Source organism: Enterobacter cloacae complex sp. IR5450 (assembly GCF_049238665.1).
Taxonomy (GTDB): domain Bacteria; phylum Pseudomonadota; class Gammaproteobacteria; order Enterobacterales; family Enterobacteriaceae; genus Enterobacter; species Enterobacter hormaechei_C.
Genome location: NZ_JBMKIC010000001.1, coordinates 440,879 through 461,848 on the forward strand (window position 1 = coordinate 440,879; position 20,970 = coordinate 461,848).

Here is a 20,970-nt window from a genome sequence, read left to right on the forward strand (position 1 = left end):
AAAAGCCCGGCGGCGCTAGCGCTTACCGGGCCTACAACGTCCGCGAACGTAGGCCGGGTAAGCGTCAGCGCCACCCGGCAACATGCTTAACGCATGCTCGCCATACGTTTCTTACCGATAAACAGCCAGCCCAGCCCCAGCGCAATAAACCACAGCGGCGTGACGATCAGCGCCTGGCGGGTATCTTCTTCCAGCGTCAGCAGCACCAGCACGAAGACGAAGAACGCCATGCACACCCAGCACATCAGCTTGCCCAGCGGCATCTTGTAGATCGACTTCTCATGCAGGTGTGGACGCTGTTTGCGGTACACCAGGTATGAGCAGAGGATAATGGTCCAGACGAACATGAACAGGATCGCCGACACCGTAGTGATCATGGTGAACGCGCCGATTACGCTCGGGTTGACGTAGAGCATCACCACACCGCCCAGCAGACAGATGCAGGAGAAGGTCAGCCCTTTCGCCGGTACCGCGCGTTTAGACAGTTTGGCAAACGCGCTCGGAGCAACGCCCTCCTGCGCCAGACCGAACAGCATACGGCTGGTGGAGAAGACGCCGCTGTTCGCGGAAGAGGCCGCAGAGGTCAGCACCACGAAGTTAATCAGGCTCGCGGCAGCAGGCAGTCCCACCAGCACGAACAGCTCGACGAACGGGCTCTTGGTTGGCACCACCGAACTCCATGGCGTCACGGACATAATGACGATCAGCGCGAACACGTAGAACATGATGATACGCAGCGGAATGGAGTTGATCGCGCGCGGCAGGGATTTCTCCGGATCTTTGGTTTCCGCCGCCGTGGTACCGACCAGCTCAATCCCGACAAACGCGAACACCGCAATCTGGAAGCCGGCAAAGAAGCCGCTGATCCCTTTCGGGAACCAGCCGCCGTCATTCCACAGATGGGCAAACGACGCCTGTACGCCGGTTGGCGACTGGAAGTGCGTCAGCACCATCACCAGCCCGACGACAATCAGCGCGATGATGGCGACGATTTTGATCATCGCGAACCAGAACTCCATCTCACCGAACATTTTAACGGTGGCGAGGTTCAGGCTCAGCAGCAGGACAATCACCGCCAGCGAAGCCACCCAGTCCGATAGCCCTGGGAACCAGAATTGCGCGTACGCCGTGATGGCCACAACGTCAGCCATGCCGGTGACCACCCAGCAGAACCAGTAGGTCCAGCCGGTAAAATAGCCCGCCCACGGGCCGAGCAGGTCTGACGCGAAGTCGCTGAAGGATTTGTATTCAAGATTCGAGAGCAGCAATTCACCCATTGCACGCATCACGAAAAAGAGCATAAAACCGATGATCATATAAACGAAGATGATCGACGGGCCGGCAAGACTGATGGTTTTGCCCGAGCCCATAAACAGCCCTGTGCCGATGGCTCCGCCAATGGCAATAAGCTGAATGTGACGGTTCGTGAGATTTCGCCGTAGCGACTGTTCAGACGTCGCCTCTTCTGCGGCGGCGACTTTGACCTGATCTACCATGTGATATTTTCCTGTTTATGCCTGTCTGTGTTGTTAAGGCTCTTCTGGCCTTTATTTACGCCAAATAAATGACGGCCCCTGTGTAAGGACTAATCGATAGTAGGTAAGAATCGGCGGGATGAATACTATGATTTGAATATTATGTTAATAATATGTTGAAAGTGAGTGTCATATCACTCATACAGCGCGAAACAGCTCACAAAAATACACGTAACAGTTTCGTTTGCAATACAAAATGTTGATTCCGTCGTAACTCCGGGTTTTATCGCTATTTTCCTCTCCCCGATCGGAGAGAGGAAAATAAGAAAAACCGATTACAGGATTTCCAGCAGCTCGACTTCAAACACCAGGGTGCTGAATGGCGGAATGGACGCGCCAGCGCCACGCTCGCCGTAAGCCAGGTTGTGCGGGATAGTCAGTTCCCATTTGGAACCTACTGGCATCAGGGTCAGGGCTTCGATCCAGCCTGCGATAACGCCGTTGACCGGGAACTCAGCCGGTTCGCCACGCGCGACGGAGCTGTCGAACACGGTACCGTCGATCAGCTTACCGGTGTAATGTACGCGAACGTGGTCGGTACGCGCCGGGATTGCGCCATCACCCTGATTGATTACGCGGAACTGCAAGCCGGACTCGGTGCTGTTCACGCCTTCACGCTCACGGTTCTCTTCCAGATATTTCACGCCTTCTGCCGCCATCTCTTCGAAACGCGCGCGACGTACGGCGTCAGCACGTTCGTGGATTTCACGCAGCGCACGGTGCACAACGTCAACCGGCACAGCGGGCTGCTTGCCTTCCAGCGCGTCAGCGATACCCGCCACCAGCGCTTCCGGTAACAGACCTTCCAGGCCGGATTCGCTCAGCTGCTGTCCTACCTGCAAGCCGATGCCGTAGCTTGCCTGCGCTTCGATAGTGTCAAAAGTCGGGGTGGTCATGGGTTTTCCTTCCATCACATTTAAAGTAGCGGGCAGCATATCAGCCATGCCCTTATGGGTAAAACTTTGTCTTAAGTAAAGGTGACAAACTGCGACGAAACGGAAACAATAGTAGCCGTCAGGATTTTCCCTAATATATGTCACGAAAGCTGGCTTTGTTACGCCCATCAGGCAGTTAGCAAACTACACTTCTCAGGACAGGATAAAAAGACGCGGAGCAGGAGGAGAGCCATGCCCGGGCGATTTGAACTGAAACCTACCCTGGCGAAAATCTGGCATGCGCCGGATAACTTTCGCATCATGGACCCGCTGCCGCCTTTGCATCGCAGAGGCATTATCATCGGCGCGTTGCTGATCGTCATCGGCTTCCTGCTTCCTTCCGGCAGTGACAACGTTGATACCGCGCCGGTCAGCCGGAATGCTGAGCTGGATATCCAGTCGCAAAGCCAGCCGCAGCCTGGTTCACAGCCGATGCAGACGCAGCTGGTCACACCGTCTAACGATCCGGGCCAGGTTGCGCCGGTTGAACCTGAACCTGTTCAGGAAGATCAGGAGCTGGCCGCCGCCCCTTCAGAGCCACAGGCGCAACAGCCCACCGGCATTGAGCAGCAGTGGCGTTCGTATCGCGTAGAGCCTGGGAAAACTCTTGCCCAGCTGTTCCGCGACCACAATTTGCCCGCAACGGATGTGTATGCCATGGCGCAAGTCGAGGGGGCAGGCAAGCCGCTCAGCAACCTGCAAAATGGTCAGATGGTGCAGATCCGTCAGAACGCCAGCGGGGTGGTGACCGGGTTAACGATCGATACCGGCAACGGGCAGCAGGTACTGTTTACCCGCCAGCCGGACGGCAGTTTCATCAGAGCACGTTAATGGCCCAGGCCGGGTAAGGCGATGCCGCCACCCGGCACTTTTGTTCTCAGGCACGCCGTTTATTCACCCACCAGATCCCCGAGCAGACCAGCACCAGCGCAATCGCGTATTTAATGTCCATAATGTTTTCGCCGAGGAAGATGGCGGAGAGCACCGTCCCTGCTACAGGTATGACAAAGTTGAACGGGGCAATCATACTCACGCGGTTTACTTTCAGCAGCGCGCTCCACAGGGCGAACGCCACGGATGAGAGCAGCGTCAGATACCCCAGCACGGCGACGGCTTTCATGCTGTGCACCTCCAGCGTCCCGCCCGTGGCATAGCCTCCCGCAACCAGTGCCGCCCCGCCTATCCCCAGCTGCCATCCCGTCATCACCGTCGGGTCAACGGTCTGGGAAATGCGTTTCCCGTAAAGCGTGGCCGCAGAGAGAATAAAGGCGGCCAGCACCACAAATCCGTCACCTTTCCACACAAACTGGAACTCACTTAACCCGCTGTGGAAGTTCACCAGCATCACCCCGGCAAAGCCCAGAACACACCCCAGAGTTTTGTTATAGCTGAGTTTGTCGTTGTGGTAGATAAAGTGCGCCAGCAGCACGCTGAAGAAGGTCCCGGTGGCATTCATGATGGAGCCGTTCACCCCGGTCGTGTAGGCCAGGCCGATATAAAAGAAGGTGTACTGGAGGGAGGTCTGGGTCAGTCCGAGGATCGTGAGCTGGCCAAACTGCGTGGGCGTGAGCCTGCCAATCGGTTTTCGCTGGGCCAGGGCAAAAAGCAGCAGCAACGCGCCGGCAAACAGAAAACGGTATCCGGCAAAGACGACTTTGGAGGGGATATCATCGGTCGCGATCTGAAAGAGTTCGTAGCCACTTTTAATGGCCGGGTACGAGCTTCCCCAAAGCAGACAGCAGAGCGTGGCGCAGGCATAGGCCACATTTCGACGGACAAAGACGGGCGTGGGCAGAGCAGTATCCATGACAAATCTCATAAATAAAATTGCGTTTCAATTTATTATCAGAGAATGCGTCAGGAATAGCGACCTTACAAGAGCAAAAGATGACGCAGGGTCACGCTAAAAAGCAAAACGCCGGCACAAGGCCGGCGCTTCGACGCGAGCAGAGTAAAAAATTACTCAGCTACTACGTTAACAACCAGTTTAGCGAACACTTCGCTGTGAACCTGGAAGTCAACTTCGTGCTCACCAGTGGTACGCAGAACGCCGTTCGGCAGACGAACTTCGCTCTTAGCCACTTTAACGCCTGCCGCAGTAACTGCATCAGCGATATCGCGGGTACCGATGGAACCGAACAGTTTACCTTCGTCGCCAGCTTTGGACGCGATGGTAACGGTGCCCAGTGCGTTGATTGCTTCAGCGCGAGCGTTAGCAGCCGCCAGAACGTCAGCCAGTTTGGCTTCCAGTTCAGCACGACGTGCTTCGAAAAACTCTACGTTTTTCTTAGTAGCTGGAACAGCTTTACCCTGTGGAACCAGGAAGTTACGAGCGTAACCCGCTTTAACGTTTACCTGATCACCCAGGCTGCCCAGGTTTGCTACTTTATCAAGCAGAATAACTTGCATTACCTTATCCTCTTAAAGTCGTATTAATGGACCGTGCCCGATTACTGATGACGATCAGTGTACGGCAGCAGAGACAGGTAGCGAGCGCGTTTGATAGCGCGAGCCAGCTGACGCTGATATTTTGCACGAGTACCGGTGATACGGCTTGGGACAATCTTACCGCTTTCGGTGATGTAGTTTTTCAGCGTTGCGATATCTTTATAGTCGATCTCTTGAACGCCTTCCGCGGTGAAACGGCAGAACTTGCGACGACGGAAATAACGTGCCATATGGCTAGTCTCCAGAATCTATCAAATCAATCTGCTCGGCATGCAGAACCATTTTGCTCAGGCCGTTCTTTGCCTTGTGGCAAGAAATGAACCCCTGAACGATTACTGCGCTACCGACCGTTAAACTGTGAGTAATGGCCTGGTTTTCGTGTCCGCTAATAATTACGGGCATTTGGCACCACGCCTGCCGGTGAAACCCGGCTTCCTCTTGCACAGAACGATGCTCAAGCACGAACTGGCAATGCGGAATTCCTGATGGGCTGACCTTTCGAAGGGGGGTCCTGCACACGGTGCCGGACAACACCAGACGGTTGGTCATCAGAAATTACTCTTCAGAATCCCCAGCATCAGAATCATCTGCGGTTTCGTTTGCGAAATCATCGCGACGCTCACGGCGCTCGTCTTTCGCTTTAACCATCGGAGATGCTTCGGTCACTGCGTGTTTGGTACGCATAACCATGCTGCGGATAACGGCATCGTTGAAGCGGAAGGTAGTTTCCAGCTCATCGATCACTTCCTGCGGAGCTTCAACGTTCATCAGAACGTAGTGTGCTTTGTGCAGTTTGTTGATCGGGTAAGCCAGCTGACGGCGGCCCCAGTCTTCCAGACGGTGGATCGTGCCTTCTGCACCAGTGATGGCAGCAGAGTAACGCTCGATCATGCCCGGAACCTGTTCGCTCTGGTCAGGGTGGACCATAAAAACGATTTCGTAATGACGCATCGAATTGCTCCTTACGGATTATTCAGCCTCCTGTCTGGGTCAGCCGAGGCCCGGGGAGGCAAGGAACGTGTTAAAGGTCGGCTGAAAAATTGACGCGTCATAATACTTGCGCCCCCCAGGAAACTCAAGCTGATTGCACAAATAATTCGCACAAAGGGTAAAGCTGTTCTAAGTGGGTGATTTAAAATCGCACTCATCAGAAGCGCTGTTTTTTTGAATAACACCATCAGAAATGGTCACCCATCCCAACCCGGGTAGCGATTACACTTTAATCAGAAACCCTGAACAGAGAAGGAGAGCATTCCCCCGTATCACAGCACGCAGTCGTGGAGCGCATATCATGAAAAGAATCGCAATCGCCATTTTGGCTGCGCTTTTGCTCAGTGCAAACGCGATGGCAGCCATCAGAATAGACAGCCAACAGGCCAGAAACATGGATGATGTGCAGAGCTTAGGCGTTATTTACATCAATCATAACTTCGCCACTGAAAGTGAAGCAGATCAGGCGCTTAATGAAGAAACCGATGCGCAGGGCGCAAAATACTATCACGTCATGCTGACACGTGAGCCCGGCAGCAACGGTAATATGCACGCCAGTGCAGATATTTACCAGTAACGCTTTATCGCTAGCACCAGGAAAGCCAAAGAAAATCAAAGCCATATATAATTTGCCCCCTGCCCGGGGGCTTTTTTTTATAAATGGCTCCGGAATACCACCGGTTACAACTGTTTCGGTATTCCAGAGCACTTATTCACTTCTGCCCGTAATAAGCATTCGGGCCGTGCTTACGCATGAAATGCTTGTTCATCAGATAATCATCAATGCCCTGAAGCTGTGGGTTAATGCCGCGCGCAATCCACGCCATTCTGGCCACCTCTTCCATCACCACCGCGTTATGCACGGCGTCATGCGCATCTTTACCCCAGGAGAATGGACCATGCTGGTACACCACAATACCCGGCGTATGCAGTGGTTCCGTCTCACCCAGCGTTTCGATAATGACCCTGCCGGTGTTAAGTTCGTACTCGCCTTCGACCTCAGTCTGCGTTAACGCCCGCGTGCAGGGAATATCACCGAAGAAGTAGTCCGCGTGCGTTGTACCCAAAGCAGGGATCGCCAGCCCGGCCTGTGCCCAGGCGGTGGCGTGCGTGGAATGGGTATGTACAATCCCCCCCAAGGACGGGTAACGCTGGTACAGCGCCAGATGGGTTGCCGTATCAGAAGAAGGACGCCATTTGCCTTCAACGACCAGTCCTTCCAGGTCAACCACCACCATATCGTCCGCTTTCATGGCGTCATAGGCCACGCCGCTCGGCTTAATCACCACCAGCCCCTGCTCGCGATCGATGGCGCTTACGTTGCCCCACGTAAACGTCACCAGTCCATAGCGCGGGAGATCCGTATTGGCTTCAAAGACCTGCTGTTTCAGCTTAAGCATGTTCCGCCTCCATCAGTCCTGCCCGCGCCATGCGCTCGCACACCCAGTCCCGGGCTTTCGCCACTTCTGCCGCCGGATCGTCCGCGGTTTCGCTCCACATCTCAATCAGGTAAGGTCCGCAATAACCTGTCTGTTTGAGCGTCTGGAAGCACCGTTCGAAATCCACCACCCCGGTGCCGAACGGTACGTTTTTAAACACGCCGGGACGGGTATCTTTAACGTGCACCGCCACGATATGCCCGATGCCCGCCTGAAGCTCCATCTGTACGTCGTTATCCCATGCCGACAGGTTGCCGATATCCGGATAAAGCTGGAACCACGGGTTATTCAGATAGTGCGCGTAGCCCAGCGCCTTGCTGATGGAGTTCATCAACGGATAATCCATGATCTCCATCGCCAGCGTCACCTGCGCACGGCTTGCCATCTCAACGCTCTCTTTCAGGCCGTCACGGAAACGACGGCGCGTTTCATCATTGGCTTCCTGATAGTAAACATCATAACCCGCCAGTTGGATCACGCGGATGCCGACATCTTGTGCGAAGCGAATAGCTTTACGCATGATCTCCAGCCCTTCGGCGCGTACGACATCATCTTCGCTGCCAAGCGGAAAACGACGATGAGCGCTCAGGCACATGGATGGCACGCGCACGCCGGTTTCGGCAATGGCGCTCACCAGCGCCAGACGCTGGTCGCGGCTCCAGTCCAGGCGAGCAAGACGCTCGTCCGTCTCATCCAGCGACATTTCGACAAAATCGAAACCCAGCTGCTTCGCCAGCTGTAACCGCTCCAGCCAGCACTCCCCCGCAGGGAGTGCCTTTTCATAGATGCCAAGCGGGACCTGTTTTGACAACATACCCGCTCCTTAACCCCAAAGCTGAGCGATTGAGCGTTTAAACTGACGCGCAGCTTCCACCGGAGATTCCGCATCGCGAATGCTACGACCGGCAATAAAGACGTGAATTGGAATCCCCTTGAACAGCGGCAGATCTTCCAGCGCCAGGCCACCGGTTACGGTCACTTTGAAGCCCATATCGGCCAGACGTTTGATCGCGCTGATATCGGCTTCACCCCACGCCACGCCTGCGGCCTGCGCATCACGGCTGCGGTGATAAACCACCTGCTGGATACCTGCTTCGCGCCACTCCTGCGCCTGCTCCCAGGTCCAGAAACCGGTCAGTTCAATCTGCACGTCGCCATTGAACTCCTTCGCCACGTCCAGCGCGCCTTTCGCAGTGTTGATATCCGCACAGCAGATCACGGTGACCCAGTCGGCGTTGGCTTCAAAGCACATGCGAGAGAGAATTTTGCCCGCATCGGCGATTTTGGCATCCGCCAGCACGATTTTATGCGGATAGAGCGCCTTCAGGTCACGAACCGCACGAACGCCTTCGCCCACGCACAGAATGGTGCCGACTTCGATGATGTCCACTTCTTCCGCAATCAGACGGGTGGTTTCGTAAGCGTGAGACAGAGTCTGGTTATCCAGCGCGACCTGCAACATTGGTAATGACATTTTCAATTCCTCTTAAACGGCCGCCGCAGTGGCGTTATCAATTAAATCCAGCACGTCCTGCGCGGTACGGCAGGCGCGTAAACGGTCAAAATTAGCTTCATCATCAAACAGATTGACGATCTGCATGATGCCCACCTCCTGGTGGGTATTGGCATCGACAGCCGCCATAGTGATAAGGATGTCGACCGGGTCGTTATCTTCGTGGTTAAACACCAGCGGCGTTTTCAACGTCACCAGCGCGAAGCCGGTTTTCTTGACGCCCTCTTCCGGGCGGCCATGCGGCATCGCCAGGCCTGGCGCAATCACAAAGTAAGGGCCATGCTGCGCCACGCCATCCAGAATCGCCTGGTAGTAACGCGGCTCGACAACGTCAGCCTTAACCAGCAGATCCACGCTCAGCTTCACCGCTTCCTGCCAGGTGCTGGCTTCGGCCTGTAAAAGGATGGAGTTATTCTCTGCCAGCGAATCACGTAGTTTCATGTGGCATCCTTACTTCACGTCTTGTGGGAAGTGTTCTTTGATCACTTCCAGCAGCTTTGGTCCGAAATCCGCAGGCGACAGCATGTTGCGTACGCCTACCACGTATTTGTTGCCCGACACGCTAATCTCGCCGGCAATGTGCGTTGAAGCGATGATGATGTCCGCGCCGTTCAGTTCACTTTTGTATTCACCCACTGCGCAGCTGTTCACCGTGTGGTCAATGTTTGACTGGGTTAAAAACTGGTCCACTTTCATCTTCATGATCATGGAGCTACCTTGCCCATTGCCACACACAGCCAGGATACGTACGGTCATAATCGAAACTCCTTAATGAGCAGACACTTCTGCTGTTTGTTTTTCCGCATCTTCTTCAGCCCGCAGCGAACGGCCAGCGAAGAACATATAAGCCAGGGCAATCAGGATGATGACGGCCATAAAGACCAGCCCGACGGACGCAAAGCCCTGCATCATCGGCGGCGCCAGAATTGACCAGTCCGCCATGCCCATCCAGGCGCTCATGCCGGTGAGCTTGACCGCCCACACGCACCCGAAGATTTCAACCATGCCCATCACCAGGCAGATCTTGAGCGCTGCGCGCCATCCGCCGAAGTGGTTAGCAAACACGCCGATAGTGGCGTTGGAGAAGAACATCGGGATAAAGCCAGGAATAATCAGGATTGAGGAGCCACAGCCCACCAGAATGCCGACCGCAATCAGCTGGCCGATGGTGCCCCACATAAAGCCCCAGACAACGGCGTTTGGCGCAAAGCTATAGATAGCCGCACAGTCAATCGCCAGCACCGCGCCAGGGATCAGGCGCTGGGAGATGCCATTAAACGCTTCCGACAGTTCGGCGACGAACATACGCACGCCCTGGGTGATGATGAAAATAGCAACAGCGAAGGAGAAACCGGTTTGCAGGATATAGACCGTCCAGTGGGTTTTACCCGCCATCGCCTGCACCACGTCAATGCCAAAGGAGAGCAGGATAGCGCCGAAGAAGATGGTCATCACAATTGCCGTGGAGACGATGTTGTCGTGGAAGATATTCAGCCAGCCAGGCAATTTGAGATCTTCAACACTCTCCTCTTTTTTGCCCAGGTACGGCGCGACTTTGTAAGCAATCCAGGAGGCGAACTGCTGCTGGTGACCGATGGAGAAACCGCAGCCGTCCGTAACGTCCTGCGTTGGCTTATACATCATGTTGGAGGTGATGCCCCAGTAAAGTGAGACCAGCACTGCCGTGCAGATGACCGTGGTCCACATTGGGTAGCCGAAGATATAGAGAGAAACGGCAATCAGACCCGCCTGCTGGAACATGATGTGCCCGGTGAGCATGATGGTGCGAATACCGGTGATACGGCGCAGGAGCACGTAAATGATGTTCAGCGCCAGCGCGAGCAGTACCGCATACCCAACCCAGCTGTATGCATCTCCCATGCGATCGATGGTGGCCATCATGGACGCGTAAGTGTCAGAGATGGCGCCGTTAATGCCGTACACCTCTGACATTTTGGCAACAACCGGCTTAAACGTGCTGGTCAGAATGCCAGACCCCGCCTGCAACAGCATAAAACCAATGATGGTTTTGATGGTGCCTTTGATAATCACGCTGACGCTTTTGCGCAGCAGGATGTACCCCAGGCACGTCACGATACCCAGCAACAGCGGGGCGTTGGTCATTACCTGATTAAAGAAAACGGTAAAGACGTTGTAGAGGATCTCCATAACTCTCTCCAGAAAATGAGAACACGAGGGGCAATCCCTGTGTGGTTGGTGTCATCACTCTATTAATCACAAATAATCATCACAAGATTGCATTTGATTATTTGTGACGGATCACGCAATTTATTTCCATGGCGTTAGTAATGATTTTCACTACCGAACCAATCCAATAAATAAATTCTTAATTTTCAGTATATTAATCATTTATAGCGGTTATCTTATCAACGTCATGATGTTTTTTCTGTGATGTGGCGAGGGGAATTTTCCGTAAATAAGCCATTGCAAATCGATTTAAACAGTGCCAGCATTAATCACAACAAGTCACAGCATGATTACTTTTGATTAAAACCAGGAGTCAAACGATGTGTAAAGTGAAAACCATCACCCGTGAATCATGGATTCTAAGTACCTTTCCGGAGTGGGGTAGCTGGCTGAACGAAGAGATCGAGCAGGAACAGGTTGCTCCTGGCACATTTGCGATGTGGTGGCTGGGCTGCACCGGGATCTGGCTGAAATCAGAAGGCGGCGCCAACATTTGTGTTGATTTCTGGTGCGGCACCGGCAAACAGAGCCACGGCAATCCACTGATGAAAAAAGGCCACCAGATGCAGCGTATGGCCGGCGTTGAAAAGCTCCAGCCGAACCTGCGCACCACGCCTTTTGTGCTTGATCCTTTTGCCATTCGCCAGATCGACGCCGTTCTCTCTACCCACGATCACAACGATCATATCGACGTGAACGTGGCGGCAGCGGTAATGCAAAACTGCGCGGACGACGTACCGTTTATCGGGCCGCAGACCTGCGTGGATTTGTGGATTGGCTGGGGCGTGCCAAAAGAGCGCTGCATCGTGATGAAGCCGGGCGACGTGGTGAAAATCAAAGACATTGAGATTCACGCGCTGGATGCCTTTGACCGCACCGCGCTGATCACCCTGCCTGCCGATCAGAAAGCCGCAGGCGTACTGCCAGACGGGATGGACGAGCGCGCAGTGAACTATCTGTTCAAAACGCCTGGCGGTTCCCTGTATCACAGCGGTGACTCCCACTACTCCAACTACTACGCGAAGCACGGTAACGAGCACCAGATTGACGTGGCGCTTGGCTCTTACGGTGAAAACCCGCGCGGGATCACCGACAAAATGACCAGCGCGGATATGCTGCGTATGGCCGAAGCGCTGAACACCAAAGTGGTGATCCCGTTCCACCATGATATCTGGTCAAACTTCCAGGCCGATCCGCAAGAGATCCGCGTCCTGTGGGAGATGAAAAAAGACCGCCTCAAGTATGGCTTCAAGCCGTTCATCTGGCAGGTTGGCGGCAAGTTCACCTGGCCGCTGGATAAAGACAATCTTGAGTATCACTACCCGCGTGGTTTCGATGATTGCTTTACGATTGAACCCGATCTGCCGTTCAAGTCCTTCCTCTGATACCGAGGCCCAATCGCCAGACCCTGCGTCTGGCGATGTCATTTTTATTTTAGTAATTTCACGCTATTTCAAATATCATCTTTTCAAATCAATTCTTATCGGAATAGCTCATGACGGAAGCGCAACGGCATCAAATTTTACTGGAACTCCTGGCGCAAACAGGGTTTATCACCGTCGAGAAAGTGATCGAACGTTTAGGGATCTCCCCCGCTACCGCGCGACGGGATATCAACAAGCTGGATGAGAGCGGCAAGCTGAAAAAAGTCCGCAATGGCGCAGAGGCCATCAGCCAGCAGCGTCCACGCTGGACGCCGATGAACATCCACCAGGCGCAGAATCACGATGAAAAGGTGCGGATTGCCAGAGCGGCGTCACAGCTGGTGAATCCCGGGGAGAGCGTGGTGATCAACTGCGGTTCGACGGCGTTTCTGCTGGGCCGTGAAATGTGCGGCAAGCCGGTGCAAATCATTACCAACTATCTGCCGCTGGCCAATTATCTCATTGACCAGGAACATGAAAGCGTGGTGATCATGGGCGGCCAGTATAACAAGAGCCAGTCCATAACCCTGAGCCCGCAGGACAGTGAAAACAGCCTCTACGCCGGGCACTGGATGTTTACCAGCGGCAAAGGTCTGACGGCGGATGGCCTGTATAAAACCGATATGCTCACCGCAATGGCAGAGCAGAACATGCTTAACGTGGTGGGCAAGCTGGTGGTGCTGGTCGACAGCAGCAAGGTCGGTGAACGCGCCGGCATGCTTTTCAGCCGCGCCGAGCAAATCAGCATGGTGATCACCGGCAAAAACGCCAACCCCGAGATCCTCAGCAAGCTGGAGGATCAGGGTGTCACAGTGCTGCGCGTTTAAAGGTGCTGGCGGAAGAATTCCACGGTTGCTTCCAGCGCCTCCGGGGTAATACGGTGCCGGACACCCGCTCCCCACAGGCAGGTCAGATTGCTGTCCAGCCCTTCGCGCTGTAGCGCCTGTTGCAGGCGGAACGTTTCACCGGGCGGTACGACGTCGTCGGCATCCCCATGCCACAGCAGCAGCGGACGATCGGCCAGCTGCGAAAGCGCATGGCTGACGTCCCATTCAGACAACAGGGTCTCAATCTCCTGAGGGGCCTGCGGCGGGAACAGCGTCTTTGCCAGCGACGTAAAGTAGCCCGATCCCATCAGGCAAGCCACGGACGTCACCTCCGGATGCCTGGCCATGATCCCCAGCGCCGTCATTCCGCCCATTGATGCGCCTGCGACCGCCAGCCGTTTCCCCTCCACCAGCCCGGCCTGCAAGAGCGCGTCACGCAGCCCGGCGAACTCGGTCAGATTGCCGTGCAGCGTTTGCCAGAACAGCCCCAGCCGCGCCTGCTCATCGCCCGTAAAGCGTGCCCCATGATTCGGCGCATCAGGCATGACCACCCGGAAACCGGCCTGCGCCAGCGCGACGGCAAAATAGCTGTAGACCAGCTTCGAGGAGAGAAAGCCATGATAGAAAACTACCGTCGGCAGCGGCTGTTCACCTTTACCAGCCGGAAAAGCATGGATGATTTCATGCTCACTCAGCTGGCGAGTTTCAATTTCAATCATTGTCGATCCTGTGCTGATGAATGATTCATAATGTTGAGAGCTGGATTACGGTTTCACGATATTTTCATTCGAAATCTACGTCCCAGATAACACTTCGGGAACATTCCCCCAAAACTAAATTCGCAGACAACTACACTATGGCTATCAGGAAAAGAGACAGGTTTATGCGCAGGCTTACCGCTTTATTGCTGGTCTCGCTGCTCAGCGGATGTTCCGTATTGCAGGGTACGCCAGAACCGGCGCCGCCGGTTACCGATCATCCTCAGGAAATTCGTCGTAATCAGACGGAAGGATTACAACGCCTGGGTACCGTATCCGCGATGGTTCGTGGTTCCCCGGATGATGCAGAAGACGCAATTGAAGCGCAGGCCGTTGCCGCAAAAGCAGATTATTACGTCATCACGATGATTGATGAAACCATTATTACGGGACAGTGGTACGCCCAGGGCATTTTGTACCGTAAGTAAGCATCATCATTTGAACGACTTTTACACTGCTTTGCGTCCGTAGACATTTTCCTGTCCACAATAAACTCCATGCCAGCAACAATGGAAATGAGTTTATTCGCGAAGGATTGCCCGGCGGATACCGGAGACACGTGAAAAGGAGCTGACGATGAAACGAACCCTTGCTTTATCGACGCTATTGCTTTCAGCGGGCCTGCTGAGCACCACGGCGCAGTCGGCCGAATTTGCCAGCGCGGATTGCGTCACGGGCCTGAACGAGATTGGTCAGATCTCCGTCAATAATATCACGGGGAGTCCGCAAGACGTTGAACGTGTCGTCGCTCTGAAGGCCGATGAACAGGGCGCATCCTGGTATCGCATCGTCCAGATGCAGGAAGATCACCATGTTAATCACTGGCGCGTGCAGGCCATTCTTTATGCCTAATCCCTTCCGATAAAAGCCACTTAATTTTAGTGGCTTTTCACTTTTGCAAATTTTTTATCTTTCCCAAAACCTAACGAAAACAAACATGTAACATTAGGTTACATTAAAAAGGTAAACGTTATCTCTGCTCTGCCGTTGAACAGCCATCACTTTTCAATAATGAGCAATTTATGATCACCTTTTTCCGCCGGGCAGGTCTGGGCACGAAGCTATCGCTGCTAACAGGTGCCAGTGTCGCCACGCTTTTTTTGCTGTTCACTTTTCTGTTGAGCCACAACGCCAGCCAGCAGCTTGAAGATCTTGCGGTTGAAGACCTGCATAACCAGTCTACCGGCATGGTGGATATGGTAGAGATGTTCAACACCAGCCTGAGCGAAGAGGTCGAGAGCTATACCCGCCTGTTCACCACCTTTTTGCCACAGCCATTGAACAGCGACAGCAGCCAGAGCCGCACCATTAACGGCCTTACCGTTCCTCTGCTGAAGGGCGGTGAAACGGAGTTGCATGAAAACAATACGCTTTCTGATGACTTCCTGAGCCGAACGGGGGCCATCTCGACGCTGTTTGTCCGCAGCGGTAACGATTTTATCCGCGTGGCCACGTCGCTGCGCAAAGAGAATGGCGACCGCGCCATCGGAACCGTTCTTGATAGCACCAGCCCGGCATTTGCGGCTGTCACCAAAGGGGAGGTCTATCGCGGCCTCGCGCTGCTGTTCGGCAAGCGCTATATCACGCAGTACCAGCCTGTTAAAAATGCGGAAGGCCAGGTTATCGGGATTATCTTTGTTGGCGTCGACATCACCCATTCCTGGAACGTCATGCGCGAGAAAATCCTTAACCGTCGTCTGGGCGAGAGCGGTCACTTCTTTGTACTGGATCGCAGCAGCGGTAAAACGCGCGGACAGTATCTGTTCCATGCCAGCGAAGAGGGCAAACTGCCCAACTGGGACACGGCGACACAGCAGCAGCTTCTGAGTGATAAAGCCGGCACGCTGGAACGCGTGAGCGCGGATGGCCGTACGCTCAAAGTCGCCTACACGCCGCTGCCGGGCTGGAACTGGACCATCGTGGGTGAAGTGGATAAAGCCGTACTGCTTTCAAGCGTCACCACGCTGCGCGATCGCTTCCTGATGGCGGGCGTGGTGCTATCCGCGCTCTTCGCGGGCCTGTTCGTTATCCTCATTCGCCGGATGCTAACCCGCCCACTGCGCGCAGTGATCGCGCTTGCCCGGCAGTATGCCGCAGGCGATCTGCGCGCCAGCCTGCCGGTAACCCGCCAGGATGAGGTCGGCCAGCTGATTGATGCCATCAACGGGATCGGGGGCGGCCTGCAAAAAATTGTGTTGCAGGTCCGCGAGGCCGCAAGCGAAATCCATCTGGGGACTAACGCGCTGGCTTCAGATACCGGCGAGATCTCTGAACAGATCAACAAACAGGCCAGCAGCGTTGAGGAGACCTCCGCCAGCATGGAGCAATTAGCCGCCACCGTGCAGCAAAATGCCGCCAACATGGAGCAAACTCAGCAGCTGGTGGGTGAAACCTCGCGCGCGGTGCATCAGGGTGGAGAGACGGTGACCCACGCAGTTTCCACCATGGATGATATTCGTGATGCATCGAAACGCATTGAAGACATCACCCGCGTGATTGAGTCCATCGCTTTCCAGACCAATATCCTGGCGCTCAATGCGGCGGTTGAAGCGGCGCGGGCGGGCGAGCACGGGAAAGGTTTCGCAGTGGTGGCGCAAGAGGTGCGCGCCCTGGCCGCACGCAGCGCCAACGCGGTAAAAGAGATTGAGCAGCTGATTGGCGACACGCTGAACAAGGTGAGCGAAGGCCATGCGCTTTCTGAGCAGACGCGTCTGGCGATGGATGCCATCATTGTTCATATCGATAACATCAGCCAGCTTGTTACCGAGATCAACCACGCCTCCCGCGAGCAGTCGGCGGGGATTGGTCAGGTGAATCTGGCGATGACGCACATCGGTGAGGCATCGCACATCAATGCCGATCGTATCTCACGCAGCGAGCAGACGGCGCAGACGCTGCGCGAGAAGGGTTCACATCTCACCCGGCTGGTGAGCCTGTTCCAGCTTAAAGCTTAACCGACCCGGCCCGTGGCGCGCAGCAGCAGGTCGTTTTGCACCTGTTCGCTCATCAGCGTGCCGCCCCGGGTATCCAGCATCATGCGGCACCACGCCTGCGCCACGGGCGGCGTTGCGTGCCGCAGCATCTGGCTTCCGGCCCCGATTAAAAAGAGCTGCCGCGCGATCTCCCTGCCCTGCGCTTCCTGCGGTTTACGCAGCTTCTGCTGTAGCTGCCGCCAGCTGCGATCGAAGTGCCTGTCCTGGCCTTTTACCTGCGCGAAATCATCGGCGAGCAGGTCGAGAATGCCCGACTGCTTCGCCAGCACGCGCAGGACATCCAGGCACATAATATTGCCAGAGCCTTCCCAGATGCTGTTAACGGGCATTTCACGGTACAACCGCGGAAGCTCACTCTCTTCGCAATAGCCTGCGCCACCCAGCACCTCCATTGCCTCTGCCACAAACGGTATGCCCGCTTTGCAGACGCTGTATTTTGCCGCCGGCGTGAAAAGCCGCGCCCATGCGGCTTCCTGCGGGTCGGTGCGGTTATCCCACGCCCGGGCGAGTCGGAACAGCAGTGCCGTGTGTCCCTCCAGCACCAGCGCCATACGGCTTAGCACGTCGCGCATTAACGGCTGGTCGATCAGATTTTTGCCGAAGGTCTGCCGCTGATGGGCATGATAAAGCGCCACCGAGAGCGCACGGCGCATCAGTCCGTGGCTGCCAAGCGCGCAGTCAAAGCGCGTCAGCCCACCCATCTTAAGAATTTGCCGGACACCTTCACCCTCTTCGCCCAGCAGCCAGCCGTAAGCATCAAGGAACTCAGCCTCACTGCTGGCATTTGAACGGTTACCGAGCTTGTCCTTCAGACGCTCAAGGCGCACGGCATTGCGTTGCCCGTCGGGTAAGAAACGCGGAACAAAAAAGCAGGAAAGCCCGCCCTTCGCCTGCGCCAGCACCAGATGCGCATCGCTCTGCGGCACGGAGAAAAACCATTTGTGCCCCACCAGCCGGTAACTGCCATCACTGCATTTCTCTGCTTTGGTGGTATTACTGAGTACGTCCGAACCGCCCTGCTTTTCCGTCATCCCCATGCCGATCAGCAGGCCGCGCTTTTGCGCCCCCGGTGCGAGATGGGGATCGTAGCGATCGCTCATCAGCGGCGTTAACCAGTCGTGAAACGGTTTGGGTAGCGACTGTAGCAACAGCGGCGTGGCCGCAAAGGTCATGGTCACCGGGCATAGCGTTCCCGCCTCCACCTGAGCATGCAGCACAAAACGCGCGGCCCTGGCGACGAACGATCCTTTCCGCGCCTCCTCCTCCCACGCCAGGTTGTGCACCCGGTTGGCGCAAAGCCCCTGCATCAGAAGATGCCATGCCGGATGAAAGCGGACGTCGTCCAGCCGCACTCCCGTGGCGTCATAACGCAGCAGCTCCGGCGGATTAACGTTCGCCAGCCTGCCCAGCTCCAGCGACTCCGCCGTACCCAACTGCTGTCCGATGCTGGCAAGAAGATCCACATCCCACTCAGCCCCTTCGCGCGCTACCGCATCGCGCAGGGCGCAATCAGAGAGAAAAAGGTTGCTGTTCGATAGCGGTGCAGGTTGATTAAAAACGGTATGAGTCTACCAGTGCATGCTGTCTCCCTCCTTTCATTGGCAATAAAGGTAAGTATGGACAGAGGGCATGCACGCTGCATGGGAGGGGGGTCACACGATGACGATCGTGTTGATATCATTCGTGAAATAGCTCACAGAACATAAGAATAAACTATTTCATTACTTCACTAATGCTGAATAATTTATTCTTACCCTGTTTTTGTGAGGATCGTTATGCAACAGGATGCGCACAAGCGTGCATTAATTGCAGGCTCCATCGGTAATTTCATCGAGTGGTATGAATTTGCGGTCTACGGTTTTCTGGCAACGGTGATTGCCAGAAACTTCTTCCAGCTTGAGGGGGAAGCGGAGCTCACCAGCCTGATCCTTACCTGGGCCTCGTTCGCCATCGCTTTCTTCTTCCGTCCGCTGGGTGCGGTGGTCTTTGGCCGCATTGGCGACAGGATTGGCCGCAAACCGACGCTGATTATCGTGCTGGTATTGATGACGCTCGCCACCGCTGCCATCGGTATTGTGCCGGTCTACGCCAGTATCGGGATTGCCGCGCCGCTGATCGTTACACTCCTGCGTATTCTGCAAGGACTGTTCGCGGGCGGTGAGTATGGCGGTGCGGTCTCATTGATGACGGAGTTCGCCCCGCGCGGCAAGCGCGGTCTTTACGGGGCATGGCAGTCCTTCACCGTGGCGCTCGGGCTGTTAGCGGGAGCAGGCATTGTCGCGTTGCTCTCTGCCCTGCTCTCCCCTGAAGCCTTGCACGACTGGGGCTGGCGCATTCCGTTCTTCCTGGCGTTGCCGATGGGTGCGGTCGCGCTATGGCTGCGGGTGAGCATGGAAGAGACGCCGAGCTTTGTGCAGCAACGGGAAAAACCGGTTGTTACTCAGGCCACCACCGCCGCCACGTTCAAAACCATCCTGATGGGCATTGGCCGCGTGATGGTCTGGTCTGCGGCGGGCTATACCTATCTGGTGATTATGCCGACCTATCTGCAATCTGCGCTACACACCGGTTTTAACCAGGCGCTGCTGATTGCGGTGATTTCTAACATTGGATTTGCGCTCACGATCATTCCGTCGGGCATGCTGAGCGACAGGATCGGGCGGCGGACGGTGATGATTATCTCCACCGTGCTCCTGCTGATCCTCGCCCTGCCGCTGCTGAAAATTTTGCAGGCGGAAACCAGTACGCTGGCGGTCAAAGCGATTGTGGTGCTGATTGCGGGAGGTCTGGTTGGGATGCTGGCAGGGCCGGGGCCGGCAATGCTGTCTGAGATGTTCCCGACGCGCGTGCGTTATACCGGGCTGGGGCTGGCCTATTCTCTGTCGAATGCGATCTTCTCGGGCTGTGCGGGGCTGATCATTACCGGGCTGATTAAAGAGACGGGCAATCTGGATATTCCGGCGTACTACGTGATGGCAACGGCGGTGGTGAGTATTTTCGCGCTGATGACGCTGAGGAAGGATGACCATTTACGGTCGTTAGAGGAGTGAGATTGTTGCCCGGTGGCGCTGCGCTTAGCGGGCCTACGTTACCATGCTTTTGTAGGCCGGGTAAGGCGAAGCCGCCACCCGGCACAACAGGCTACCCGCGCTGACGCACCGCTTCGAACAGGCAGATACCCGTCGCAACAGAAACGTTCAGGGACGACACGCTGCCTGCCATCGGGATGCTGATCAGCTCGTCGCAGTGCTCGCGCGTCAGACGACGCATGCCTTCACCTTCTGCCCCCATCACCAGCGCCATGCGGCCGGTCATTTTGCTCTGATACAGGGTGTGATCCGCTTCACCGGCCGTGCCAACGATCCAGATATTCTCTTCCTGCAACAGACGCATGGTGCGCGCCAGGTTAGTCACGCGGATCAGCGGAACGTTTTCCGCCGCGCCGCAGGCAACTTTTTTAGCGGTAGCGTTAAGCTGCGCGGAACGATCTCTTGGCACAATCACCGCATGCACGCCTGCTGCATCGGCGCTACGCAGGCACGCGCCCAGGTTATGCGGGTCGGTTACGCCATCAAGGATCAGGAAGAACGGGTTATCCAGCTCAGCGATCAGATCCGGCAGATCGTTCTCCTGATACTGACGGCCTGGCTTCACGCGCGCGATAATGCCCTGGTGTACAGCTCCTTCGCTTTTCTCATCCAGATACTGGCGGTTCGCCAGTTGGATCACTACGCCCTGCGCTTCCAGCGCGTGGATCAGCGGCATCAGACGTTTATCTTCTCGCCCTTTCAGAATAAAAACTTCCTGAAAACGCTCCGGCGCGCGCTCCAGCAGGGCCTGCACCGCGTGGATGCCGTAAATCATTTCACTCATTGATGGTTCTCGTAATAAATATTTTCC

At 55.5% G+C, this 20,970-nt stretch carries 23 protein-coding genes and 1 pseudogene; 8 read left to right on the forward strand and 16 right to left on the reverse strand.

What is annotated here, in order from left to right:
- Positions 1–86: 86 nt before the first annotated feature.
- Both cycA and fklB read right to left on the reverse strand, forming a co-directional pair.
- On the reverse strand, positions 87–1,496 hold the full coding sequence (cycA, locus tag ACOTYB_RS01980; protein ID WP_003856045.1) for a D-serine/D-alanine/glycine transporter: 1,410 nt from the start codon (positions 1,494–1,496) through the stop codon (positions 87–89).
- A gap of 314 nt (positions 1,497–1,810) precedes the next feature.
- On the reverse strand, positions 1,811–2,431 hold the full coding sequence (fklB, locus tag ACOTYB_RS01985; protein WP_008502892.1) for an FKBP-type peptidyl-prolyl cis-trans isomerase: 621 nt from the start codon (positions 2,429–2,431) through the stop codon (positions 1,811–1,813).
- 231 nt (positions 2,432–2,662) lie between these two features.
- On the opposite strand from fklB, the gene ACOTYB_RS01990 reads away from it, so the two are divergent.
- A complete protein-coding gene (locus tag ACOTYB_RS01990) occupies positions 2,663–3,301 on the forward strand; it encodes an OapA family protein (RefSeq protein ID WP_022650264.1) in 639 nt (212 codons plus the stop codon).
- 46 nt (positions 3,302–3,347) lie between these two features.
- Here ACOTYB_RS01990 and ACOTYB_RS01995 read toward each other — a convergent pair whose 3' ends face one another.
- The 5 genes from ACOTYB_RS01995 to rpsF all read right to left on the reverse strand — a co-directional run bounded on the left by ACOTYB_RS01995 (position 3,348) and on the right by rpsF (position 5,869).
- Entirely contained in the window at positions 3,348–4,277 is a 930-nt protein-coding gene (locus tag ACOTYB_RS01995; RefSeq protein ID WP_409248702.1) for a DMT family transporter, read from the reverse strand.
- A gap of 152 nt (positions 4,278–4,429) precedes the next feature.
- Positions 4,430–4,879 carry a 50S ribosomal protein L9 gene (gene rplI / locus ACOTYB_RS02000; RefSeq protein WP_003856039.1) on the reverse strand — a complete coding sequence of 150 codons (450 nt, stop codon included), beginning with the start codon at positions 4,877–4,879 and terminating at the stop codon, positions 4,430–4,432.
- A 41-nt stretch (positions 4,880–4,920) separates the two neighbouring features.
- Positions 4,921–5,148, reverse strand: coding sequence for a 30S ribosomal protein S18 (gene rpsR / locus ACOTYB_RS02005; RefSeq protein WP_000135199.1), 228 nt, complete (start codon positions 5,146–5,148; stop codon positions 4,921–4,923).
- Positions 5,149–5,152: 4 nt separating this feature from the next.
- On the reverse strand, positions 5,153–5,467 hold the full coding sequence (priB, locus tag ACOTYB_RS02010) for a primosomal replication protein N (protein WP_003856035.1): 315 nt from the start codon (positions 5,465–5,467) through the stop codon (positions 5,153–5,155).
- A gap of 6 nt (positions 5,468–5,473) precedes the next feature.
- The gene (gene rpsF, locus ACOTYB_RS02015; RefSeq protein WP_003856034.1) at positions 5,474–5,869 is read right to left on the reverse strand and encodes a 30S ribosomal protein S6; all 396 of its coding nucleotides are present in this window, start codon (positions 5,867–5,869) and stop codon (positions 5,474–5,476) included.
- Positions 5,870–6,209: 340 nt separating this feature from the next.
- On the opposite strand from rpsF, the gene yjfY reads away from it, so the two are divergent.
- Positions 6,210–6,485: a DUF1471 family protein YjfY gene (yjfY, locus tag ACOTYB_RS02020; RefSeq protein ID WP_017383944.1), complete on the forward strand. Its 276-nt coding sequence runs from the start codon at positions 6,210–6,212 to the stop codon at positions 6,483–6,485.
- A 136-nt stretch (positions 6,486–6,621) separates the two neighbouring features.
- Here yjfY and ACOTYB_RS02025 read toward each other — a convergent pair whose 3' ends face one another.
- The 6 genes from ACOTYB_RS02025 to ulaA are packed head-to-tail and all read right to left on the reverse strand — an operon-like array spanning position 6,622 to position 11,029.
- Positions 6,622–7,308: an L-ribulose-5-phosphate 4-epimerase gene (locus tag ACOTYB_RS02025; RefSeq protein ID WP_126524639.1), complete on the reverse strand. Its 687-nt coding sequence runs from the start codon at positions 7,306–7,308 to the stop codon at positions 6,622–6,624.
- Entirely contained in the window at positions 7,301–8,161 is an 861-nt protein-coding gene (locus tag ACOTYB_RS02030) for an L-ribulose-5-phosphate 3-epimerase (protein WP_126524641.1), read from the reverse strand. Before ACOTYB_RS02030 ends, ACOTYB_RS02025 begins: the two co-directional genes overlap by 8 nt.
- A 9-nt stretch (positions 8,162–8,170) precedes the next feature.
- A complete protein-coding gene (ulaD, locus tag ACOTYB_RS02035) occupies positions 8,171–8,821 on the reverse strand; it encodes a 3-keto-L-gulonate-6-phosphate decarboxylase UlaD (RefSeq protein ID WP_003856025.1) in 651 nt (216 codons plus the stop codon).
- Positions 8,822–8,833: 12 nt separating this feature from the next.
- Positions 8,834–9,301: a PTS ascorbate transporter subunit IIA gene (gene ulaC, locus ACOTYB_RS02040; protein WP_003856024.1), complete on the reverse strand. Its 468-nt coding sequence runs from the start codon at positions 9,299–9,301 to the stop codon at positions 8,834–8,836.
- 9 nt (positions 9,302–9,310) lie between these two features.
- A complete protein-coding gene (gene ulaB / locus ACOTYB_RS02045) occupies positions 9,311–9,616 on the reverse strand; it encodes a PTS ascorbate transporter subunit IIB (RefSeq protein ID WP_003856022.1) in 306 nt (101 codons plus the stop codon).
- Between the two features lie 12 nt (positions 9,617–9,628).
- Complete coding sequence (gene ulaA / locus ACOTYB_RS02050) at positions 9,629–11,029, reverse strand: PTS ascorbate transporter subunit IIC (protein WP_003856019.1); 1,401 nt, start codon at positions 11,027–11,029, stop codon at positions 9,629–9,631.
- Between the two features lie 359 nt (positions 11,030–11,388).
- On the opposite strand from ulaA, the gene ulaG reads away from it, so the two are divergent.
- Positions 11,389–12,453, forward strand: a complete 1,065-nt coding sequence (gene ulaG, locus ACOTYB_RS02055; RefSeq protein WP_421765735.1) for an L-ascorbate 6-phosphate lactonase — start codon at positions 11,389–11,391, stop codon at positions 12,451–12,453.
- A 110-nt stretch (positions 12,454–12,563) separates the two neighbouring features.
- Positions 12,564–13,319, forward strand: a complete 756-nt coding sequence (gene ulaR / locus ACOTYB_RS02060) for an HTH-type transcriptional regulator UlaR (protein ID WP_003856014.1) — start codon at positions 12,564–12,566, stop codon at positions 13,317–13,319.
- On the opposite strand, the gene yjfP is transcribed toward ulaR, so the two are convergent.
- Positions 13,316–14,038 (reverse strand): esterase, encoded by a 723-nt coding sequence (gene yjfP, locus ACOTYB_RS02065; protein ID WP_045336766.1) that lies wholly within the window; start codon positions 14,036–14,038, stop codon positions 13,316–13,318. The two genes, ulaR and yjfP, sit on opposite strands and share 4 nt — an antisense overlap.
- A gap of 137 nt (positions 14,039–14,175) precedes the next feature.
- Between yjfP and bsmA the strand changes: the two genes are divergently transcribed.
- The 3 genes from bsmA (at position 14,176) to ACOTYB_RS02080 (ending at position 17,031) form a co-directional block, all read left to right on the forward strand.
- Positions 14,176–14,505: a biofilm peroxide resistance protein BsmA gene (gene bsmA / locus ACOTYB_RS02070; protein WP_003856011.1), complete on the forward strand. Its 330-nt coding sequence runs from the start codon at positions 14,176–14,178 to the stop codon at positions 14,503–14,505.
- A gap of 148 nt (positions 14,506–14,653) precedes the next feature.
- Entirely contained in the window at positions 14,654–14,929 is a 276-nt protein-coding gene (gene yjfN / locus ACOTYB_RS02075; protein ID WP_421765736.1) for a DUF1471 family protease activator YjfN, read from the forward strand.
- A 170-nt stretch (positions 14,930–15,099) separates the two neighbouring features.
- Positions 15,100–17,031 (forward strand): methyl-accepting chemotaxis protein, encoded by a 1,932-nt coding sequence (locus ACOTYB_RS02080; RefSeq protein WP_063401552.1) that lies wholly within the window; start codon positions 15,100–15,102, stop codon positions 17,029–17,031.
- Here the strand turns inward: ACOTYB_RS02080 and ACOTYB_RS02085 are convergent.
- Positions 17,028–18,650 (reverse strand): annotated as a pseudogene (locus ACOTYB_RS02085) (isovaleryl-CoA dehydrogenase). The gene ACOTYB_RS02080 and the pseudogene ACOTYB_RS02085 sit on opposite strands and share 4 nt — an antisense overlap.
- A gap of 195 nt (positions 18,651–18,845) precedes the next feature.
- Here ACOTYB_RS02085 and ACOTYB_RS02090 point away from each other — a divergent pair.
- Positions 18,846–20,120, forward strand: a complete 1,275-nt coding sequence (locus tag ACOTYB_RS02090) for an MFS transporter (protein WP_023315262.1) — start codon at positions 18,846–18,848, stop codon at positions 20,118–20,120.
- 91 nt (positions 20,121–20,211) lie between these two features.
- Here the strand turns inward: ACOTYB_RS02090 and rlmB are convergent, their stop codons facing one another.
- On the reverse strand, positions 20,212–20,943 hold the full coding sequence (gene rlmB / locus ACOTYB_RS02095) for a 23S rRNA (guanosine(2251)-2'-O)-methyltransferase RlmB (RefSeq protein WP_003856001.1): 732 nt from the start codon (positions 20,941–20,943) through the stop codon (positions 20,212–20,214).
- Between the last annotated feature and the right edge of the window lie 27 nt (positions 20,944–20,970).

Bases quoted from the DNA above. Each gene is read 5' to 3' on its own strand.
- ACOTYB_RS01995 (WP_409248702.1), bottom strand. From the start codon at position 4,277: ATGGATACTGCTCTGCCCACGCCCGTCTTTGTCCGTCGAAATGTGGCC.
- ulaG (WP_421765735.1), top strand. From the start codon at position 11,389: ATGTGTAAAGTGAAAACCATCACCCGTGAATCATGGATTCTAAGTACC.
- priB (WP_003856035.1), bottom strand. From the start codon at position 5,467: ATGACCAACCGTCTGGTGTTGTCCGGCACCGTGTGCAGGACCCCCCTT.
- bsmA (WP_003856011.1), top strand. From the start codon at position 14,176: ATGGCTATCAGGAAAAGAGACAGGTTTATGCGCAGGCTTACCGCTTTA.
- yjfY (WP_017383944.1), top strand. From the start codon at position 6,210: ATGAAAAGAATCGCAATCGCCATTTTGGCTGCGCTTTTGCTCAGTGCA.
- fklB (WP_008502892.1), bottom strand. From the start codon at position 2,431: ATGACCACCCCGACTTTTGACACTATCGAAGCGCAGGCAAGCTACGGC.
- rpsR (WP_000135199.1), bottom strand. From the start codon at position 5,148: ATGGCACGTTATTTCCGTCGTCGCAAGTTCTGCCGTTTCACCGCGGAA.
- rpsF (WP_003856034.1), bottom strand. From the start codon at position 5,869: ATGCGTCATTACGAAATCGTTTTTATGGTCCACCCTGACCAGAGCGAA.
- yjfP (WP_045336766.1), bottom strand. From the start codon at position 14,038: ATGATTGAAATTGAAACTCGCCAGCTGAGTGAGCATGAAATCATCCAT.
- cycA (WP_003856045.1), bottom strand. From the start codon at position 1,496: ATGGTAGATCAGGTCAAAGTCGCCGCCGCAGAAGAGGCGACGTCTGAA.
- ulaD (WP_003856025.1), bottom strand. From the start codon at position 8,821: ATGTCATTACCAATGTTGCAGGTCGCGCTGGATAACCAGACTCTGTCT.
- rplI (WP_003856039.1), bottom strand. From the start codon at position 4,879: ATGCAAGTTATTCTGCTTGATAAAGTAGCAAACCTGGGCAGCCTGGGT.
- ACOTYB_RS01990 (WP_022650264.1), top strand. From the start codon at position 2,663: ATGCCCGGGCGATTTGAACTGAAACCTACCCTGGCGAAAATCTGGCAT.
- rlmB (WP_003856001.1), bottom strand. From the start codon at position 20,943: ATGAGTGAAATGATTTACGGCATCCACGCGGTGCAGGCCCTGCTGGAG.
- ulaA (WP_003856019.1), bottom strand. From the start codon at position 11,029: ATGGAGATCCTCTACAACGTCTTTACCGTTTTCTTTAATCAGGTAATG.
- ACOTYB_RS02090 (WP_023315262.1), top strand. From the start codon at position 18,846: ATGCAACAGGATGCGCACAAGCGTGCATTAATTGCAGGCTCCATCGGT.
- ACOTYB_RS02025 (WP_126524639.1), bottom strand. From the start codon at position 7,308: ATGCTTAAGCTGAAACAGCAGGTCTTTGAAGCCAATACGGATCTCCCG.
- yjfN (WP_421765736.1), top strand. From the start codon at position 14,654: ATGAAACGAACCCTTGCTTTATCGACGCTATTGCTTTCAGCGGGCCTG.
- ulaB (WP_003856022.1), bottom strand. From the start codon at position 9,616: ATGACCGTACGTATCCTGGCTGTGTGTGGCAATGGGCAAGGTAGCTCC.
- ulaR (WP_003856014.1), top strand. From the start codon at position 12,564: ATGACGGAAGCGCAACGGCATCAAATTTTACTGGAACTCCTGGCGCAA.
- ulaC (WP_003856024.1), bottom strand. From the start codon at position 9,301: ATGAAACTACGTGATTCGCTGGCAGAGAATAACTCCATCCTTTTACAG.
- ACOTYB_RS02080 (WP_063401552.1), top strand. From the start codon at position 15,100: ATGATCACCTTTTTCCGCCGGGCAGGTCTGGGCACGAAGCTATCGCTG.
- ACOTYB_RS02030 (WP_126524641.1), bottom strand. From the start codon at position 8,161: ATGTTGTCAAAACAGGTCCCGCTTGGCATCTATGAAAAGGCACTCCCT.